The sequence below is a fragment of the Methylobacterium sp. HMF5984 genome (genome assembly GCF_045033435.1).
GTDB lineage: Bacteria > Pseudomonadota > Alphaproteobacteria > Rhizobiales > Beijerinckiaceae > Methylobacterium.
In genome coordinates, this window is sequence record NZ_JBJFLN010000001.1 from 5,214,374 (window position 1) to 5,234,278 (window position 19,905).

10 protein-coding genes and 3 pseudogenes are annotated in these 19,905 nt (G+C 62.3%); 8 read left to right on the forward strand and 5 right to left on the reverse strand.

The features are described 5' to 3' along the window. Positions 1 to 9: 9 nt before the first annotated feature. From cpaB to ACFZ8E_RS25455, 4 genes are all read right to left on the reverse strand, one after another. Positions 10 to 981 carry a Flp pilus assembly protein CpaB gene (cpaB, locus tag ACFZ8E_RS25440; RefSeq protein ID WP_405044203.1) on the reverse strand — a complete coding sequence of 324 codons (972 nt, stop codon included), beginning with the start codon at positions 979 to 981 and terminating at the stop codon, positions 10 to 12. Continuing rightward, complete coding sequence (locus ACFZ8E_RS25445) at positions 978 to 1,169, reverse strand: Flp family type IVb pilin (protein ID WP_405044204.1); 192 nt, start codon at positions 1,167 to 1,169, stop codon at positions 978 to 980. The genes cpaB and ACFZ8E_RS25445 overlap by 4 nt, the downstream gene beginning before the upstream one ends. Before the next feature lie 168 nt (positions 1,170 to 1,337). After that, the gene (locus ACFZ8E_RS25450) at positions 1,338 to 1,781 is read right to left on the reverse strand and encodes a prepilin peptidase (protein WP_405044205.1); all 444 of its coding nucleotides are present in this window, start codon (positions 1,779 to 1,781) and stop codon (positions 1,338 to 1,340) included. Between the two features lie 525 nt (positions 1,782 to 2,306). Beyond that, a complete protein-coding gene (locus ACFZ8E_RS25455; protein WP_405044206.1) occupies positions 2,307 to 3,818 on the reverse strand; it encodes a type II and III secretion system protein family protein in 1,512 nt (503 codons plus the stop codon). Between the two features lie 270 nt (positions 3,819 to 4,088). Between ACFZ8E_RS25455 and ACFZ8E_RS25460 the strand changes: the two genes are divergently transcribed. Both ACFZ8E_RS25460 and ACFZ8E_RS25465 read left to right on the forward strand, forming a co-directional pair. Beyond that, positions 4,089 to 7,301: a glycosyltransferase gene (locus tag ACFZ8E_RS25460; protein WP_405044207.1), complete on the forward strand. Its 3,213-nt coding sequence runs from the start codon at positions 4,089 to 4,091 to the stop codon at positions 7,299 to 7,301. Beyond that, a complete protein-coding gene (locus ACFZ8E_RS25465) occupies positions 7,282 to 8,283 on the forward strand; it encodes a hypothetical protein (protein ID WP_405044208.1) in 1,002 nt (333 codons plus the stop codon). Before ACFZ8E_RS25460 ends, ACFZ8E_RS25465 begins: the two co-directional genes overlap by 20 nt. A 277-nt stretch (positions 8,284 to 8,560) precedes the next feature. Here the strand turns inward: ACFZ8E_RS25465 and ACFZ8E_RS25470 are convergent. Beyond that, a pseudogene (locus ACFZ8E_RS25470) lies at positions 8,561 to 9,424 on the reverse strand (integrase core domain-containing protein); the annotation flags it as partial. Positions 9,425 to 9,496: 72 nt separating this feature from the next. On the opposite strand from ACFZ8E_RS25470, the pseudogene ACFZ8E_RS25475 reads away from it, so the two are divergent. The 6 genes and pseudogenes from ACFZ8E_RS25475 (at position 9,497) to ACFZ8E_RS25500 (ending at position 19,773) form a co-directional block, all read left to right on the forward strand. Then, positions 9,497 to 10,539, forward strand: a pseudogene (locus tag ACFZ8E_RS25475) (IS110 family transposase). Positions 10,540 to 11,119: 580 nt separating this feature from the next. After that, positions 11,120 to 11,503, forward strand: coding sequence for an NAD-dependent epimerase/dehydratase family protein (locus ACFZ8E_RS25480; RefSeq protein ID WP_405044452.1), 384 nt, complete (start codon positions 11,120 to 11,122; stop codon positions 11,501 to 11,503). Positions 11,504 to 11,520: 17 nt separating this feature from the next. Next, positions 11,521 to 12,957 (forward strand): mannose-1-phosphate guanylyltransferase/mannose-6-phosphate isomerase, encoded by a 1,437-nt coding sequence (locus tag ACFZ8E_RS25485; RefSeq protein WP_405044209.1) that lies wholly within the window; start codon positions 11,521 to 11,523, stop codon positions 12,955 to 12,957. A gap of 259 nt (positions 12,958 to 13,216) precedes the next feature. Continuing rightward, the gene (locus tag ACFZ8E_RS25490) at positions 13,217 to 17,131 is read left to right on the forward strand and encodes a glycosyltransferase (RefSeq protein ID WP_405044210.1); all 3,915 of its coding nucleotides are present in this window, start codon (positions 13,217 to 13,219) and stop codon (positions 17,129 to 17,131) included. 346 nt (positions 17,132 to 17,477) lie between these two features. Next, positions 17,478 to 18,305: pseudogene (locus ACFZ8E_RS25495) on the forward strand (IS5 family transposase). A 115-nt stretch (positions 18,306 to 18,420) separates the two neighbouring features. Further along, a complete protein-coding gene (locus tag ACFZ8E_RS25500) occupies positions 18,421 to 19,773 on the forward strand; it encodes a transposase (protein WP_405041836.1) in 1,353 nt (450 codons plus the stop codon). Positions 19,774 to 19,905: the final 132 nt, after the last annotated feature.

The following is a 19,905-nucleotide window of genomic DNA, read 5'->3' on the forward strand; positions in this document are numbered from 1 at the left end:
GGCCGCTGATCACCGCTCCGCGGCAACCGTGTAGGATTCAGTCTTCGAACCATTCCGGATGACATTGATCACCGATCCGGACGGCGGCGCTTTGGCGGCAGCAGGAGGCCCCATTGACGCCATGGCCGAGGGACGATTGAGCTCCCGCATCCGCGCTTCCATCTCCGACAGACGTTGCGCCGCCTTCCGGTCGGCTTCGGCGCGCGCTTCGTCGTCGGCCTTTCGCATCGACTCGAGGCGCTTCTCCAGCTCGGCGATGCGGTCGCGCTCGATCGTTTCGCCCGAACCGAGGTCGCTCGCCGTGACGCGGATGCTCGGCCTGTCGTCGGCCTCGTTGGCTTGGCGCAGGACCAGGGACAACCGCCCGATGCCCTGCGCGAGCACCACCTTCTGAGCGTGCTGGGGCGTCAACTCCAGGGTGACGGCTCGCGCCACCGTCGGCTTATCCTGGCCTTCTGTGGCGATCTGGTCGACTGCGAGTACCTTGGCGTTCTGAAGAAGCACGTCGGCGAAGGCTGCCGAGTCCAGGCCCCCGTTCTCGCCGCGGGTCAGGATCACGTCGACGCGGTCGCCGGGCAGGACGAAGCCCGCGACGCCCCGCACCTCGTCGACGCGGACTGTGACGGCGCGCATGCCTTCATCGAGTTGGGTGGACAGCGTTGCGCGCTGGTTAGGTGCCGTGACACGGGGCGCGAGGATCGGCTCGTTGCGCTGAATGCTCGCGAGGGCGAGGCGCCGCCCGTCGCGCACTAAGTCACCGACATGCGCGAAGGATCCGTCCAGCGGATCGGTCGCATGCCATGCCACCTCGCGAAGGTTCTCCGGAGTCAGAACGGCGCCTGCAGCGATTGGTCCGCGGGCGACGACGATAGTGCGGCCGACCACTGCAGGACGCCCCTGGATAAGTCCATGCGCCAGGAAGGCGGCTAGCAGCCCGAAAACCAGAGCGATCAGCAGCGTGATCCTGGGTGAGAGTCTCACGGCTGCTCACATGGGGCGGATGGGTTCGAGATCTTGCAACTAATCTTGGCGAACTGGGAGTTGATGCTGGTCCCCGTGGCGGAGACGCCGACGATGGCCACCAGCGCGATCAGCGCCACGAGGAGAGCGTACTCCACCATGGCTGCACCGCCCTCATCCCGCAGGAAATCTTTCACGAAGGAACGCATACCCAATTCATCCTACCCTTGCTCGGCTGCGACGCCCGCCGTTCGCCTCATCCTACGAGAATAAGGCCCGAGTGGATTCACGATTGCTTAACCCTTCGGGCGAGTCAATTACATGCCCGTACGTGGCCCGAAGGTCCGAACAAGGAGGCCGCTCTCCCTCGTGAGGAACTATAACAAGGCACGCTGCAGTCCCATCACAACGAGCCATGCGGCAGAGATGCAAGGGCCGAAGGGGATGCGCGTTCGCCCGTTCGTCGTCCGTGACGGCACGAGTCCGAAGCGTGCTCCCGCGGTGTAGAGCAGCACGGCGCAAAGCAGCAGGATGGCGAAAGCGAGGGCGCTTTCCGGTCCGAGCCAGAGAAGCGCGACGCCGAGCAGCTTGGCATCGCCGCCGCCGATCATCCGAGCCGCGAACGCACCGATCAGCAGGGCGAAACCGCAGGCGGCGAAGGTGACGTGGACAAGGAGCAGCCCCACATGGCCCTGCAGGAGAGAGGCGCCGAGAAAGCCGCCCGCGAGAAGCGCGACGGCGCGGTTCGGGATGCGGAACCGCCGCAGGTCCTCGGTCGCTGCCCAAACTAGGACGGCGGCAACGGCCAGGTCGATCAGCACCGGGCCGAAGCCTCTATCGCACCCCATGGATCAGCGGATCACGCGGTCGTGCGAGCTCGCCGTCGGCGGGTCGGCGCGCATAGGATAGGGCGCCCGCCCTTCCGGCGCAGGTGCCGCCTCGAGCCCGCCCCCGGTCCCTTGATCTGTCAAACATCCTCGCATCGCAGGCGCCCTACCGGAAACCGGACCCTCCGATTGGCGGTGCGTTGGACGACCCTACGGGCACCGGAGGCGGAAGCGCGCTCGCGCCCACGCCCACGCCCGCGCCCGGTCCCGAGCCCGGGTTGCGGTAGCGTTCGATCGCGTGCTGAGCGCGCTCGCCATTCGCGTCCCGATCATATTGCTGGGCGTGAGCCGGCCAAGGGTTGATGACGTGCTTGGCAATGTTGGCTTGGACGGCCTCGCCCGAGCCGAGTGTAAGCGTGTCGCGGCGGGCCAGATAAGCGTCTTGGCATCCTGCCGTCAGCACGCAGACGAGGGCGGCGGTGAGACATCGCGCCGGATGGGGCCGGGGCATCGTCGCCATCAACGCACCAAGATTTGCGACCCGGCCTCGGGGGCCGGGACAATGTGCCCGTGCGGTCCGATAGCGCCACCACGCGACGTCACGAAGGTACGCGTGTCCCGGGCAATTTCCATCTTACCGTTGACGAACAAGTCGACGTCGTTGGCCGGCAGCGTCGTGTCGAGCGGCGAGGCGAGCACCTGGCCTGGTTTGGCCGGGTTCACGAGCGCCGGCGTCACAATGACGACCAGCTCCGTCTCGCTGTCCTGGAAGGACGGGCTGCGGAACAGCGCCCCCAGCACCGGCACCGAGCCGAGCCACGGCAACTGCTCGATGGTGCGTGTCGATTGGGTCTGGAGTAATCCGGCGATCGCGAAGCTCTGCCCGTCGCGCAACTCGACGCTGGTGCGCGCCCGGCGCTTGGTCAGGCCCGGCACGGAGACGCCGCCGCCGACGCCGACAGCGAGCGTCGGGTCGATCTGGCTAACCTCCGGCTCGAGTTGGAGGTTGATCTGGCCGTTGCGCAACACCGTTGGGGTGAAGGCGAGCCTCACGCCGAACTCCTTGTAGGAGACCGTGATCTGCGGCGAGCCGTTGAATGTCTGATTGGCGATCGGTATCGGGATCTCGCCGCCGGCGAGGAACTCGGCCCGTTCTCCGGACTGCGCGATGAGGTTCGGCTCGGCCAATCGCCGCAGAAGGCCTTTGGTCTCTAGGGCGCTGATGAACACGTCGAGCTGGCGCGACGAGCCGCCGAACGACTGTACTAAGGTTCCGAACGGCACGCCGCCGGTGGTCGCGGCGCTGACCGCCGTACCGACAAGCCCTGACAGGAGCCCAGTGCCCGGGTTCTGAGTGCTTGTCGCCTGGTTCAGGCCACCGAAATTGCCGACCGCGGCCAGCGTCCGCGGGCCGCCGAACTCGAAGCGCGCGCCGATCTCTCGCCCTGCCGTACGGTTCACCTCCACGAAGCGGACCTTGAGCATCACCTGCTGCGGGGATTTGACCCTAGTTAGGTTGATGGTGCCCGGGGGGGCAACCTGCATCGCGCGGTCGACGGCGGGCCCATCGGATGCGACGCCGCCCAGGATCAGACGATCACCCTGGCTGCCCACGGTCAGGCTACCCTGGCCGGTGCTCTGCCGGACCTGCGAGGTGATCGCTTCGACGTCGGGACGCACCTCGATGTCGAGGAGGCCAACGAGCCGTTTCTCGGCATCGATCAGCGATACGTTGGTCGTGCCGGTCTTCTTTCCCAACAGGTAGATCGTCCGATCGCTGATCGGCACGACGTCGGCAATCTCCGACGACCCGACTAGAACGTCTGCGAATATGCTGTCGACCTTAATGGTCTGGGATTTGTTGACGGTCAGCTTGAGCCGGCTCAGGACGGTGTTGCCGCCGGAGCGCGGAAGCGTTCGAACCTGAGCCACGGCCGGTGCGGCGACCATCAGCGCGACCGCCGCAAGGCAGGCCAGGGCGCCAATCGCCCGTCGGTGATGTCCGAGAAGGTCTACGGTCCGTTCGGCCACAGCTGCTACCTCGAGAACGCATCGCATGCTTTAACCGGACGTTAACGAGTGTCCGGGCGCAAACCTAGCCGCTGACGGAGCCCCGCACGCGATTGCTCGTCCGGTGAGGCTAGGGCGACACGCTTTGCCTTTTGATGGCTTTTCAACGACCTTTGTTGCCGTCTCTCCAAACTTGTGATTAGTCGCCCCGTCCAACGTAGGCGCAGGGTATAAATGCACGGCCGGAATTAAGTCCGCCTACCAGACGCCACACATGGAAATCCCGTTCTCATGCGCTTCTTTCGTAAAAGATCCGCCAAGACCCTGGAGCATATACCAAGTAGCGAGACCGAAGCAGCGGTCTTCGATGCCGTGCAAGCTTCCGGCTTCTTCGACCCTGAGTTCTACCTGCTGCGCTACCCGGAAATTCGCTCCTTCCGAAAGGGGCCGCTCGTTCATTTTTGCCAGTACGGCATCTATGAGCATCGCGATCCGGGTCCGAATTTCGATACACGTGCATATCTAGACGTCTTCCCCGAGGCGGGAAAGCTCACGGTCCCGACATTCCTACACGTCCTCGGCAGCGAGCACATCGAGGAGCCAGGTCTCTGGCTTGCGAGAGACATTGGATCACTGCGCTTCCTCTTGGAACGCAGCGGCTTGTTCGATGCCAAATGGTACAAAGCCCGGAACCCCGACCTCGTGCGCGTCGGCCTGGATCCGATCTCGCATCTGCTGGACCACGGGATGCGCGAGTGGCGCGATCCCGGCCCGGGCTTCGAAACTGCCTTCTATGCGGAGAGCCATCCGTCGTTCCTGGCGTTGGGCCTCTCCCCCTTGGAGCATTTCTTGCGGATCGGCCGCGCGGCCGGCTACACCGCCACCGGCCTGCCGAAATACGAGCGATGGGTCCAACGCTTCCAGGCTTTGAGTGTGGCGGATGAGGCGCGCATCGCCGCGGACGCAGCGGTTCGGCCCCTGCCGGCTATCGCGTGGTACGTTTCGCCAAACGACGCCGACACCGACGCGGTGCAGGCGGCCCTCGCCGCTCAGGTCGGCGCCGAGCCGCGCCTCGTGGGCGGTGAGCCAGGCACGACGCTCGCCGGCCTCGCCGACGGCACCGTGTTGATCCTCATCGGGAGCGGCGCGCGTTTGCGCCCACAGGCCTCGTATGTCCTTGCCCGCGCCCTCGAAAGCTTCGGGATGCTGGCGGCCTACAGCGATCATGACAGGATCGACGATGCGGGCGTCCACAGCCATCCGGTCTTCAAACCGGCGATGGCCCCAGACTTCATGGCACGGCTCCCCTATGCTGGGCCGGTCGTCGCCCTAACGCTCACGGCAGAGACCCGTGCTCGTGCGACCCAGGCATTTACGACGGCCGATCCCTCGGCGGCTTGGGCCCGCCTCCTGCTCAGCCTGCCCGCGACGCGCGTGATGCGGGTGCCGATGCCGCTCTACAGCCTACTCGATCGGGCCGTTTCGGAAGACGGGGAGGAGGGCGTCTACGAGCCCGTCGCCACGCGTGGCCTGCCGGCATCGGCGCTCCATCCGAACTCGTCGACGGAGAAGACCTGGCCTCCGGTGAGGATTGTCATTCCGACCCGCGACCGGCTCGAGTTCCTGGAAGCCTGCCTCGATAGCCTCTTCGAGCATACGACCTATCCCCGCGACCGGATGCGGGTCGTGGTGGTCGACAACGATTCCAAGGACGCCGCAGCGCTCGCCTACCTCAACGCTTTCGCAGCCCGTCCTTGCTGTACCGTCTTATCATCGCCGGGGCCGTTCAATTTCGCCAAGATCTGTAATGATGGCGCAGCTGGGTCTGAAAGCGAGATTTTGGTCTTTCTGAATAACGATACCACGATTCTGCAACCCGACTGGCTGGACAAGCTCGCCCACCAAGCTGCTCGGCATGAAATCGGCGCGGTCGGAGCGCAGCTGCTCTACCCGGATCGGACGGTGCAACACGGTGGCGTCATCTTAGGAATCCAAGGCGTTGGCGGTCACCGCCTGGTCGGCGTCAAGGCGGACCGGGCGGCCCAGCGCGACGTCACGCGCGAGATGGTCGCCGTGACGGGTGCATGCCTCGCGATCCGCGCGGCGGTGTTCGAGGAGCTCGGCGGCTTCGATGAACGACTGGGCGTGGCGTTCAACGACACGGCGCTTTGCGTGCGCGCCCACGAGGTCGGGTATCGAAACCTCTACATCGCCGAGCCGCTCCTGATCCACCATGAGTCGAAATCGCGCGGGTTCGACGACTCCCGCGACAAGCTGGCGCGCCAGCGTCGCGAGGCAACCTACGTGCGCGAACGCTACGGGGCGCTGTTCCGCGACGACCCTTCCTACAGCCCGAACCTGTCGCTCCAGAACGTCGGTCACCTTGCGGTCCCACCGCGGGTCGTACGGCCGTGGCGGCGGTCGAAGCCGGGCGCGCGCAGGGCGCTCATCCTGTCGTCCGTTCATGGGATCGGCCACGGCGTCGCCGAGGTGGTGGCGCAGCAGGCCGCGTTCCTGGTCGGGCTCAACTGGGAGGTCATCGTCGGCGGCCCGACCACGCGTCGGGACCGTCCCTATCCGGGATGCCGCCGGGTCGCGATCTGGACCTCTATGGACGCGGCCGCGCTCGCCGTGGAGGACGGCGTCGATTGTATCATCGCCCATACGCCACCCTTCTTCTCAGTAACGCGCTTCCTAGGACGGCGACCGCTGGTCTACCTGTATGACCACGGCGAGCCGCCGCCCGAACTGTTCGTCACCGATCGGATCCAACGCGAGGACGTCGATTGGGAGAAACGCTTCGTCGCTCCCCTGGCACGCCGAACCTTCGTGATTTCCCGGGCGATCCGCGACCAACAGTTTCGCCGTGACGCCGTCGTGCTACGCAACGGCAACTCACACCTGTCGTCATGGACGCCGGACTGGGCGCGGCGGCGGGCAGATCTGCGCGCGAAATTCGGCTTCGCCGGCCGCTTCGTCGTGCTCAACGTCTGCCGTTTCGGTGCGGAGGAGCGGCGCTACAAAGGGATCGATGCCTACATCAAACTCTTGGACGACCTGCCGTTCATCGTCCCCGACCTGGCCGAGATGGGGGTGTTCGCGCAAGCGGGGAGGGGCGACCATCGTGACATTGCCCACGTGAAAGCAGGCGGATTGACGCCCTTCGCTAACGTGACCGATGTCGAGTTGGCCGAGCTCTACGCGGCGAGCGATCTCTACCTCAGCCTATCGCAGTGGGAAGGCTACAATCTCGGTATCGGGCAGGCGTTGGCGATGGGACTTCCGGTGGTAGCCTCCGACATACCCGCTCATCGTGAGTTCGGGATCGATACGGCTTCCACTACCCCACGCCTCTGTGCCCTGATCGCCGAGCACTACGCGGCCTGGGACGAGGCGGCGACCGCGCGACAGGCCAGGATCGAGCCCTGGGAAGTGCCGCTGGCGCGAATGGCGGAAGTGATGGAGGCCGACTGCGCCGAGGAGGATGTCGGGCCGTGGTATTGATCGGGTCGACGAAGCTGTCGCATCCAGCGATGCGTTCCGCGCGGCGATCGCAGCGCTGATGCCGTCACGGCTTGGAGCTCTTTTCGGCCGCGTCCTCGGGAGGAGCCACTCGCTGTCTTCCGAGCCAAGCCTCGTCGCGAGCTTGCCCGCACAGGCGGAACCGGCGCCGCTTTCGACCGTGCGCATCGAGCGGCGCGATCTTTGCCTCGCCGACCTTAATGCGGAGGGCATACGAGCGCTGATCGGCGAGCTGAATGCCGTCGCGGATCAGGTCGGATGCGTCGTGTTCCGCCCGCCGGGGACCCATGCGTGCGTCACTATCATCTTCGCGGGCAACCTCGAGCGGTTCTTCATGTTAGCGGCGGCCCGTGCGCTGCGTGGTCCAGTCGTCTACGTTCAGGACACCGTAAGCTGGTGGTACCAGGGGTCGGAACGTCTTCCCGAGCTCGACACCTTCTGCCGGGCCGTCCTTGTCCCCGAGGTCGGCGAAGCCCGGGCTCTGCTGTTCGGGCAATCGTCGGGGGCCTACGCGGCGCTCGCAGCGAGCATCCACCTGCCGTCGGCCACGGTCATCGCCTGCGCACCACAGACGTTCTCGGATGCCGCTACGAAGGCGCGAATCCGCTTCGTTGGTATCCGGGCGCTCTCGACGCCCGAGGGGCTGATCGACCTGCGCGAGCGGCTCACCCGACATCCCGATCCGAAATCAATGCGCGCCCTCGTCATAGCCGCGGGCGAAGTTGACAATCCGGCGGCCGCTCACTGGTGGGGCGATTACCTTCACATGGTGCGGATGGCCGATATTCGGGATCTGTCGATCTTCGTCGTGAATGCGAACACGCACGTGATCGCCCACGGCCGCGTCAACCGCTTCGCCGAGCTGCTCTCGAATCTCGCGGCCCTGGCGTTCGAGGCGCCCTCAATCCGCGAGTCCGCCCTCGACGCATTCCTTGAAGCTGAGTTCGGCAGACCGCTCGGATAAGCGCCGTTGGACCGGAGCGCGCACCGAACGTCTCGGATCGCCTTATGACCTGACGGGCACTGCCACTCAATGCGATGCTTGGTTTTCCGGGGTGGAAACACAGCAGCCTCTGCCTTGTCCGCCGGCGGCACCGTCGCGGCGCCGCGACGGTCCAGACGACAGCTGTGCGCTGGGATATCCCAGCGGATCCCCTAAAGCTTAAGGTAAGGCCGATGCCGAGAAGTCTAATCTTGCTGGTATTCTGGACCGAGCCAGTTAAGAGAACACTGCATGGCAGCGCCATAGGTAGTCGGAAGGCCAGATCTGGGACGGTGACAGGCGTGGGCGGGAGGTCCCAAGGGAAGAGTGCGGCCGAACATAGTTGTAGGGGTTCTGCTAGGTTCCATTACGATCTGCGCCCTGGGCAGAGAAAGAATCTTTCAGCGTAGGCACTTGTCATTCAGCTTACCGTCAAAGCTCGCGGTAGTCGTTCTCCCAGGGGGGGGGCTGGGAAATATAATTGATTTCAGAACCGGCTTTGGCAACCCATTTACCCAGCACCTTCGAGATCATTTCGCTGCGCGGTATTTCAGTTCCGGCCCGTTGTCGTAGCGGATGTGCTCTGGGATGCCGTGGAGGCACATCGCGTCGGCTAGGGCCTCAATCACGCCCAGGCTGTCGATCCGCCGTGCGACCTTTAGCGCGAGACAAGCCTGGCTGCGTGTTCATCAATCAGCGTCAGGATGCGCAGGCTCCGGCCGTCGTGCGTTTGCGCCTGTACGAAGTCGAAGCCCCAGATGTGGTGGCGGTAGAGCAGTCGCAGCCGCACGTATGAGCCGTCGTTCAACCATAGGCGGATGCGGGGCCGCTATCGGCTGGGGACCTTCAGCCCCTCTCGACGCCAGATGCGCTGAAATCGGTCCTTGCCCACTTGCCAACCGGCTGCCTGCAGTAGTGCCGTGACGCGACGGTAACTGTCGCGCCCGTACTCGGACACCAGGGCGATGATGGCGCGGGTCAACTTATCCTCGTCGGCCGGCACGGTGGGCACTTAGCGCTGCGTACCCCGATGCTGGCCGACGATTCGGCAGGCGTGACGCTTCCAGAGGCCGTACTTCTTCCGGATGCCGTTGACCGCCTGCCGGCGTCGCTCGGGGGCTAGATGGAGTATTTTGGGTGCATCGCGCTGTGGAAGCAGCATGATAGTGCTCCGAACCAACCTCGGAGCCCTGCCATGGACCAGCAGCACCACGTCGGCCTCGATGTTTCCGTGAAGGGGACCGCGATCTGCATCGTCGATTCCCACGGCAGGGCGTTCACCGCGCCACCGTCGAGAGCCATCCCGAGGTTATTAGCCGGCATCTCGTCGACCTCGGGCACAGCTACGGGCGTGTCGGCCTGGAGGCGGGGCCGCTCTCGCCTTGGCTCTACGCCAGCCTGGTCGTGGCCGGGCTCCCGGCGATCTGCGTCGAGACCCGCCATATGATGCCGCCCTCTCGGCGCGCATCAACAAGATCGACCGCAACGACGCCATGGGCATCGGCCAGGTGATGCTGCTCGGCCTGTTCAAGCCAGTCCACGTCGAGACCTCGGCCAGCCAGCAACGCCACCTGTCCCTGACCTCGCGCAAGCTCCTGCAGCGCAAGGCCTAAGACATCGAGAGAGACCTGCGCGGCCAGTTGCGTAACTTCGGCCTCAAGGTCGGCGTCGTGGGGGCCGCCGGGTTCGAGCAGCGCGTGCGCGACCTCGTGCTCGATCTGCCGTTCGTCGCGGCCGTGGTCCTGCTGCTGCTGGAGGCACGCTCGGCGCTGCGGACCTAGTTCGCAAAGCTGTACAAGATGCTGTTTGACCAAGGTCCGTACCGATCCGATCTGCGGGCGGCTGATGACCGCGCCTGGCATCGGGCCGATCGTGGCGTTGACCGACCGCACCTGCGTCGACGATCCGGCTCGGCTCGGACGCTCGCGATCCGTCGGGGCGCATCGCGGTGTGACATCGCGGCTCTACCAATCCGGTGAGACGATGCGGATCGGACGGATCTTGAAATGCGGGGACACGATGATGCGTGCCGCGCCGTTTGAGGCCACGCTCGTGCTGCTGACCAGCCGGCGCGGCCGGTGGTCCTCGCTCAAGGCCTGGAGGCTGGCCGTCGCTAAGCGCTGGGGCATGCAGAAGGCGCTCGCGGCCGTCGCCTGCAAGCCGGCGATCGTGCTTCACCGCATGTGGCGCGACAAGACGGACTTCCGCTGGTCGGTCGCGACCGTTATGGCGACCTGAGGCCCGCACACCAGCATAACGCAACATCGAGTTCCTCCGGCGTGGGGGAGGTTCCTGTCGGGCGACGGGAGCGGATGAGACCGAGGAAACTCGAGCGACGGTTCGGTCGAGCGCGCGGCTCGAGAATAGTTCCGACCACTCCCTCGGATCCCATCATGATGGCGGCCCACGCCGATCTTGGAAAGAAGCAAGAACTTCACAGGACTGTTCACGCGCCGAACTGGAATGCGCACGAAAGGGCGCTGAACGATGAACCCCGTATAAAGCACGATCTTCCCGAGGTGACGTCCGCCATAACTTGTTTCTCCAAGAACATGTCGGCCACTAGCCATTGCAATTGAGGGTCATTGCACTTCAGCGCTTTCATCTTCTTAGCTAGTTCGGCCTTCAGACCGCCATTCTCCTAACGTAAGCGGCGCTAAACCTGCTGAAAAACATCGGCTTTCTTACGTGCGACGACGTTACTCTTCCCCTGGACCGTCTGCACCACGAGCTGGCGCAACATCAGCACGACCTACTCCACACTTGACCTCTGTCCTCGCTTCGTCCCCAACTCCTCTGATCCAAGCTAATCCTCTCAATCAGCACGGTCCAAAGCCAGCCTGTCAGGTCAGCGGCAGAGCGCGACTTCCTGCCGGTCAGCGACGTGGTGAGGGCACATGTCGATCTGATCGGGCGAGGCCTGGACATCGCGGGTGGGTCGGTGTTCAACGTCGCCTCGGGGCGGCCGCGCAGCATCGCCAGCGTGGTGGACGACCTGCGCCGGCACGCGCGGGTGCCGTTCGAGGTCCGGGTCGCACCGGACCGGATGCGCCCGTCGGAGATCCCGGTGGCGGCCGGCGATGCGACGCGCCTAACGGAGGCCACAGGCTGGACGCCTAAGGCCGACTGGGACGCGGCGCTCGCCGACGTGCTCGAACAGGCCAGGGCGACCCTGGGCCGAACGAAACAATGGGCTGGCTGAAAGACGTGGATAAAGTCTTGCAATCCCCCACAGTGTCGTTGGCTATCCTGCCCGTGATCCTGTGCGGCGGCTCGGGCACGCGGCTGTGGCCGGTATCGCGCGAGAGCATGCCCAAGCAGTTCGCGCGGCTGGTGGACGCGTCGGAATCGACGTTCCAGGCTACCGCCCGCCGGGTGAGCGACCTTGCAACCTTCGCCCGGCCGGCGGTGATCGCGGCGGCCGAGTCGCGCTTCATCGTGGCCGAGCAGCTGGCGCAGGCGGGGATTACCGGCGACATCATCCTGGAGCCGGAGGGGCGCGACTCGGCCGCCGCCGTGGCGGTGGCGGCCTTGCACGCGGCCAAGGCCGACCCGGAGGCGGTGGTGCTGATCATGGCCGCCGACCACGTGATCGGCGACGTGCCGGCCTTCGCCGCCGCCGTGCGCACGGCGGCGGTCGGCGCGCGGGCCGGCTACACCATGACGCTCGGCATCGAGCCGACGCGCCCGGCGACCGATTACGGCTACATCCGCCGCGGGGGGGCGCTGCCGGAGGCCGAGGGCGCCTTCGCGGTAGAGCGCTTCGTCGAGAAGCCGGATGCGGAGGGCGCCGCCGCGCTGATCGCGGAGGGCGCCCTGTGGAACTCGGGCTACTTCCTGTTCCGGGCCGACCTGATGCTGGCCGAGCTCGAGGCGCACGCGCCCGCGGTGCTCTCCGCCGCCCGGGCGGCGCTGGAGCGGGCCGGCGTCGACCTCGACTTCGTCCGCCTGGACGCGGCGGCGTTCGGGCAGGCGCCCAAGATCTCGATCGACTACGCGGTGATGGAGCGCACGACGCGCGCCGGCGTGCTGCCGGTGTCATTCCCGTGGTCGGACGTCGGCACCTGGGACGCGGTCTGGCAGGTGCTGCCGCAGGACGCCGCCGGCAACGCGGTGCGCGGCCGGGTCGAGCTCCTGGGCACGCGCAACAGCCTGGTGCACAGCGAGGGCGAGGGGCTGACCACGGTGGTCGGCCTCGACGACGTGGTGGTGGTGGCCACCCCCGACGCGGTGCTGGTCGCCTCGAAGGCGCAGTCGGGCCGGGTCAAGGAGCTGGTCGGGGTGCTGCGGGCCCGGGCCCATCCGGAGGCCGACGCGCATCGGCGGATGTACCGGCCCTGGGGCTGGTACCAGCGCGTCGACATCGGCGAGCGCTTCCAGGTCAAGCGCATCATGGTGACGCCGGGCGGGCGCCTGTCGCTGCAGAAGCACCATCACCGCGCCGAGCACTGGGTGGTGGTGAAGGGCACGGCGGAGGTGACGCTGGGCGAGCGCCTGGTCCTCGTGCACGAGAACGAGGCGGTGTACCTGCCGATCGGCTCGCTGCACCGCCTGACCAATCCCGGCAGGATCCCGCTCGAGCTGATCGAGGTCCAGGTCGGCTCCTATACCGGCGAGGACGACATCATCCGCGTCGAGGACGTCTACGGGCGCTAAAGAAACAAAGTTTGCACGAGGATGGTAGAATAACGAAAATTTAAGATAAAGCTAAAACTCTGAATGGTTCAATGAGCAAATTTTTTTACATGGAATACAGTTGAGTAGAATTAAACATTTTACCCTAAATCATATTGTAAGTTCTATCTTAGTGAAATGATTTGATATCATAAAGTAGTTTGAAAGTTATGCCTAGTCGCAACTATAGATAAATAATTGTCGTATAGTTGATCCCGAATACAAAATAGTTGGCCCACAGATGATTATTAAAAAGATCAGCGCCTTCAAGGAACAACGCAAAGCGCGTAAGCGCATGATGCGCAACAAAGATATTATCTCCGGCTCAGACCTATTTGACGAAGTGTGGTATCTTAAACAATACCCTGAGGTAAAAAATTATAGATCTCCACCGCTTGAACATTATATTGAACTCGGAGCTGCCGAGGGCCGCGCTGCAGGGCCACGCTTCGACACTTTAGCTTACATCACTGCCAACCCAGATGTAGCTGAGGCAGGTCACAACCCACTCGTCCATTATATTCGTCACGGCGAAAAAGAAGGGCGAAAATTTGCTTTAAAATCAATCATGAACCTCAGCTCCGCTAAATCTAAGTTAAGGCAATCTACAACCTTTAGTATTATTTTAGGACCAGGTATAAACGAAAGTGTTGATAATACTCTTAGCAGCTTACACCGGCAAACAGGCTTCTTCTTCGAAGTAATCTATGATAGTAGGTTAGAGCTAGGGGCGCCTCAAAAAAGTAGAAAAAATACTTCAAGCGGATTTAGCAGGTATGTGCCTGTTTCAGGGTCTGACAATTCCAGTTTCTTATATCGCGCTGCGTCTGTCGCCACGTATGATTTTACAATATATCTGAACTCTGGCGATACGCTAGATCCATCTGCACTCCAAAAGCTATCGAGATCAATAAATACAACAAATTGTGACCTCGTTTATAGTGATGAGTCGCAATCAACCTTATCAATAGACGGTACGAAGAGCATATTAAAACCTTCATGGTCACCTGAGCTCTTGTTAGCTTATGATTATTTCGGTCATCTGACGGCTATACGTACATGCTTATTGAAAAATATTATTAGTCATTCAAATGATATGTCCCAGTCACTTTCGATAGCCGCGGCCCAGTGGGACCTTCATCTTCGAGTTACGGAGCAGACAAATAAAGTTGAGCGGGTTGCAAATATTCTATGTCATCGAATTCAGATCGATGATAAGGATTTGCGATTACCTGCTTCGTCCGATATAGATTATGATGAAGTTCTGAAAGCCGCGTGGAAACGGCGAGGTCATACTGCTACTGTCTCACGGTCCTCCGACGGAACATTTCGTTCAAGTTGGACGCTTTCAGCTCATCCACTTGTCTCAATTGTTATTCCTAACAGGAATCGCGCTCATTTACTACGTACCTGTACGAATGGTATTTTTAATAGAACAGCATATAAAAACGTAGAAATAATAGTAGTTGATAACAAATCTGACGATTTTCATACAATCGAACTTTATCGCGAATTATCCGAAAATGGGGTACGTATTATCTATTTTAATGAGCCTTTTAATTATTCCCGCGCTTGTAATAAAGGAGCCGTAGCTGCTCGCGGTGAATTTCTTCTTTTTCTCAACAACGATGTAGAGATTGTTCAAGCAGATTGGCTCGAGCAATTGGTACGGGCGGCATGTGAGCCCGGTGTTGGCGTTGTAGGTGCCAAGTTACTCTACCCCAGTGGCGAAATTCAGCATGCCGGTGTCGCCATCGGTCTCTTCTCGCTCGCCGCGCACGTCTTTCATCGAACGCCTCACAATCTTTGGGGCCCGTTTGGCTCACCTGACACGCAGCGCAACTTGTCTGCTGTCACCGGAGCTTGCCAGCTCGTTCGACGAACGCTTTTCGACCTCGTTTCCGGGTACGACGAAGAATTTATTATTGCTTACAGCGATGTTTTATTTTGTCTCGATGTTGCACGGATGGGGTTCCGTACGGTCTACTTGCCCTCGGCCATCCTCGTGCACCACGAAGGCGCGTCACGTGGGACTGAAAGCCCGCAGAGGGACCAGATCTTATTTGCGAAGCGTCTCAGAAGTCTTGGTTTTGCCGCAGATCCCTATTTCCACCCTGCACTTGATCCTGAAAGCTTCGAGCCCAAGGTTTTGCGTACAAACACCGCCGTCAGTCGGACACGCCTGCAGGCTGATATTGAAACTATTGCAGGTCCTCCGGCCCAGCCCCTCAATCCCTATGATTTCGGCGCGATCGCAACCGCTGTTGGAATGTCATGGGATGCTATCATGTGGCCGTTCGATCCAGTCCTCATGGAACCCAGCCTCGAAAATGGTACGCGAATTATTCTTGAATTCCTTTGGCGGCGTTCCGATTTGCGCAAGCAATTCCCGCGTCCGATCCGCGACGGATCTCAGGGTGGCTTCGCTCTGTGGATTAAAACCGATGGACTGCGCCTGCTTGGTCTGAGCACAACTTATGTGCGTTGCATCGATGCCGCCTTTGCTTCCGACATCGGAGGAAAGTCGCGTCAGATCCTTGCTCAGGATCACGCCTTCTGCAATGACAACCCGCTGTATCTTCTCCCTGAAGGAAGAAATGCAAGTTGCGCTCGATTGTTTGACGCATACGTAGATGGATTAATTACACGGGAGGATATCTGGTGGTTCCTCTTCTCTTTGGAGGAGTCACCGCACGCGGCCCTCTGCGAGACGTGGGCTAGTACGCCCTCTTGGCAAGCGGCAATCCCTGATGGCGGTACGGTCTTCGGCATTATCCCTTTGGCCCAATGGGTGTGGGATCTGCACGGCGTCCGCGATCAGAGGATCTTCGTTCAAGAGTACCCTAGCACGATGAGCGATGCTGCTCAGGTTCGCGTCGCCTATGCCGCTCGTCCCGAATGGCAGAAGTGCTTTCCGATGGCGATGACCGATGAGTCGAGTGCACGAGCGCTCCTTGATCATCTCGCCACGCATGCATCTGGCCTGTCTTTCTTGCCCCGCGGTTGGGTTGAGGCACGACGGAAGGGCACGCTTGCCAAAGACATCGTCGCACATGGCATCAATATCTTAGGTCATTTCGCCTACCCGTCCGGCCTGCGGATCTCAACAGAGAGTCTTGTAGAGGGTCTGCGCGAGAATGGTATCGCAGCTAGCCTACGAAACGTGCCGGTCTCGACAGCGACAGATGATCCGACCGGTCACCACTTTCAAGGACTTGAGTTCTACGACACAACCTTGATTCACGTTCAGCCTGAACCGTTGTTTGACGAGGTTTACAAGCTAGCCGGTCTTTTACCACGGCATGAAAAAACGTATCGCATAGGATACTGGTATTGGGAATTCGGTGAAGTCCCCGAGTCGTGGAACCGCGCCTCTCTGCAATGCGACGAGATATGGACAGCGACCAAGTTCATTGCTGATGGCTTACGTCGTCACTACCGTCAGCCAATTTATGTATTAACACCGGGCATTGAGATGCCTGTATTCGATAGGATGCCGAGGAACCGGTTTCAGATTCCTGATGACGAATTCGTTTTCGTCTTCGTATTTCATATGACGAGCATTATGGACCGTAAAAATCCACTTGGCCTGATTGAAGCTTTTAAACAAGCCTTTAATTCGACGGACAAAGCTCGCCTCGTCATCAAAACCTCATTCGGAGCTGGATACCCAAAATCTATGGACGCACTAAAGACAGCAGCCGAGGAAAGTAAAATTGACATCATAGACGCGGTTTTCACCCGCGATGAAACGTTGAGCCTAATCGATTGCGGCGATGCCTATGTATCTCTCCATCGAAGCGAAGGGCTCGGATTAACTATGGCTGAGGCGATGCTTCTTGGGAAACCCGTCATTGCGACGCGGTATTCGGGTAACTGTGAATTTATGGATGATAACAACAGCTTACTTGTTGATTATGAGGAAGTTCAGCTCGATCGGGATATCGATCCCTACAAAGCAGGGTTGCGATGGGCAGAACCGTCGATCGAGCATGCGGCGGTTCTTATGCGTAAACTATACGAGCAGCCAGAGATCGCCCGCGCCGTAGGCGCTCGGGCGAAGGATGACCTTGAGCGACGCTTGAGCTATTCCACTACTGGTCGGGCCGTTGCTGAAAGACTAGGCGAGATCAATGCAATGAAGTGTTCCACATAGGTGGATCTGTGTGTGCAACAGTCCGGTGTGCATGGAGCATGCTAGGGCAGTCTTGGATTATATTGCCTTCTGTTCTGGTGAGGTGAAGAAGCTTATTCACTCGTAATGCTTGATGGTTTCGACAAGGCCGCAAGAGCGTCTAACAGAACCGTTGATACTGGTTGAGGGTGAAAGGGCGCAAGCTAGGGTAGTGAAGGCGAGGTGCATGTCGGCGCGCTGCTCGTAGCGGATGTCGAGCCGGCGGAAGCGGGCGAGTTCAGAGCCCGTCCGATAACATCCGGCAGGGGTTGAGTGGCCGGGATGGCGGTGATTCCAGAAGGGTGCCGAAGCCTGATCTGGAATTGCCATGTGGACCCCGACCACTCGCCGGCAGCATAAGCCGTTCGCGCCTGCGCTACGAAACCGACCTGAGCGATGCGGAATGGGCGGTCATCGCGCCGCTGATGCCAGAGCCGGCTTCGTGCGGTCGTCTGCTCGTCTGCTCGTCTGGACGACGCGAAAGTTCCTGAACGCGATCATCTCAGTGCTGCGGGACGGCATCGCGTGGCGGATGATCCCGAAGGACCTGCCTCCGCGCAGCACGACGTTTGGCTACTTTGCGCGCTGGCGCGACGACGGCCTGTTCGGCCGGATCAACCATCACCTCGTCATGGCGCACCGCGAGCGGGTCGATCGAAGAGCCTCGCCTACCGCCACAGTGCTTGATAGCCAGAGCGTGAAGACCACCGAGAGCGGAGGGCCGCGCGGCTACAACGCTGGAAAGAAGATCAAGGGCCGTACAAGGGCCGTAAGCGTTAGCCCTGTCGACACGGACGGACGCGCTCCAGTCCTCGACCCATAGCCCGCCGACGTGCAGGATAGCGATGATACCGGACCGGTGCTGCGCCTGTCGCGGCGGACCTTCCCGTTCATCGCCAAGGCCTTCGCCGATGCAGGCTATGCCGGCGACAGGCCCACGACCGCAACGATCATCACCGTCGACATCGTGCGCAAACCCAAGGATCAGGTCGGCTTTGCCGTGCGCCCGCGCAGATGGGTGGTCGAACGCTTCTTCGGCTGGATCAGCCGCAACCGCCGCCTTTGGAAAGACCCGGAGGCAACCCTCGCCTCGGCCCAGGCCTTCCTCTACGCCGCCGTCATGATCCTTGTCCGAAGGCTCGGCCGAGCGTCATGACTTATCGGACGGACTCTGAGCTCGACTTTGGCCATTTGCGGCGCGTGGAGTGGGCGGAGGTGACGAAGCGGGCGTGAGGGATAGGCTGGTGGCGTCCCCGCCAAGAGACACCGCCATGCTGCCCCTGCCCACCCGCTTTGCCGGGATCATCCTGGCGTTCGCGCCGCTGTTCGTCCACCGCTCCTGGCGCCATGCTCAGCTGTTGCTGATCGGCGCGATCCTGACGCCGGGGCGGCGCACGGTGACGAGCGTCCTGCGCATCATCGGCCGCGCGCAGGAGCGGCGGTTCGTGAACGTCCACCGTATCCTCAACCGAGCGGCGTGGTGCCCGCGCTCCGGCAGCCGTATCCTGCTCGGGCTCCTCGTCGATGCGTTCGCGCAACGCGGCCCCGTGGTCCTGGGACTGGACGATACGATCGAGCGCCGCCGCGGCAAGCGGATCGCGGCCAAGGGCATCTACCGTGATCCAGTTCGCTCCTCCGACAGCCATTTCGTCAAGGCGAGCGGGCTGCGCTGGATGAGCCTCATGGTGCTCGCCCCGATCCCCTGGGCGGGGCGCGTCTGGGCGCTGCCGTTCCTAACCGCGTTGGTGCCGTCAGAGCGCGCCTGTCGCGAACGGGGCCGTCGGCACAAGCCTCTGCTCGACGTCGGACGCCAACTCGCTCTCCAGGCTCGCCGCTGGCTGCGCGCACGCGACCTCGTTGTGGTGGGCGACAGCGGCTTCTCGGCCTTGCTGTTCCTCGACGCGATGCGCCGCGCTCGCATCACGGCGATCACCCGCCTGCGGCTGGATGCTGCTCTCTACGAGCCGGCCCCACCTCGGCCGCCCGGCACGATTGGACGCCCGCGGACCAAAGGCGCGCGGCTGCCGACGCTCGCCGCGATCCTCGCGGCCAAGGACACGCGCTGGCACGCGGTCGTGGTGCCCGGCTGGTACGGGGCGGGCGAGCGCACCCTTGAGATCGCCTCCGGGACCGCCGTGTGGCGGCACGGCGGTCTGCCGGTCGTGCCGATCCGATGGGTGCTGGTGCGCGATCCCGAGAGCCGCTTTGCACCGCAGGCCCTGCTCTGCACCGAACCGGTGCGCGAGCCCGCGCAGATCGTGGGGTGGTTCGTGCGGCGCTGGACCGTTGAGGTCACCTTCCAGGAAGCGCGCGCCCATCTCGGTGTCGAGACGCAGCGGCAGTGGTCGGACAAGGCCATCGCCCGCACCACGCCCTGCCTGCTCGCCCTGTTCTCGATCGTCACGCTGCTGGCTGCACGGCTCCCAGTCCGCCAACGGCAACGGATCGCGGCCGCCGCGTGGTACCCCAAACCGCGCCCGACCTTCGCCGATGCTCTGGCCGCCGTGCGCTATGCGATCTGGCGCGAGCGGACTTTGGCAACATCACCGCGCCGACGCGCCCGAACAAAACCCGGCTTCCGTTTGCCAGCGCCCTGGGCCTATGCCCTCTGCCACGCCGCATGAGTGGCCAAAGTCGAGCTGAGACAGGCTGAGCTAATCCATCCTCTTTCTTTCCCAATGTCTTTCTCAAACTCGCGCCCGTTACCCTGCCACTGGCTGGCGCCCCACCAGACGCGATCGGGCCGGCGGGTGACC

Excerpts from the sequence above, each read along its gene's own strand:
- ACFZ8E_RS25490 (WP_405044210.1), top strand. The coding sequence starts at position 13,217 with ATGATTATTAAAAAGATCAGCGCCTTCAAGGAACAACGCAAAGCGCGT.
- ACFZ8E_RS25500 (WP_405041836.1), top strand. The coding sequence starts at position 18,421 with ATGCTGCCCCTGCCCACCCGCTTTGCCGGGATCATCCTGGCGTTCGCG.
- ACFZ8E_RS25460 (WP_405044207.1), top strand. The coding sequence starts at position 4,089 with ATGCGCTTCTTTCGTAAAAGATCCGCCAAGACCCTGGAGCATATACCA.
- ACFZ8E_RS25465 (WP_405044208.1), top strand. The coding sequence starts at position 7,282 with ATGTCGGGCCGTGGTATTGATCGGGTCGACGAAGCTGTCGCATCCAGC.
- ACFZ8E_RS25445 (WP_405044204.1), bottom strand. The coding sequence starts at position 1,169 with ATGCGTTCCTTCGTGAAAGATTTCCTGCGGGATGAGGGCGGTGCAGCC.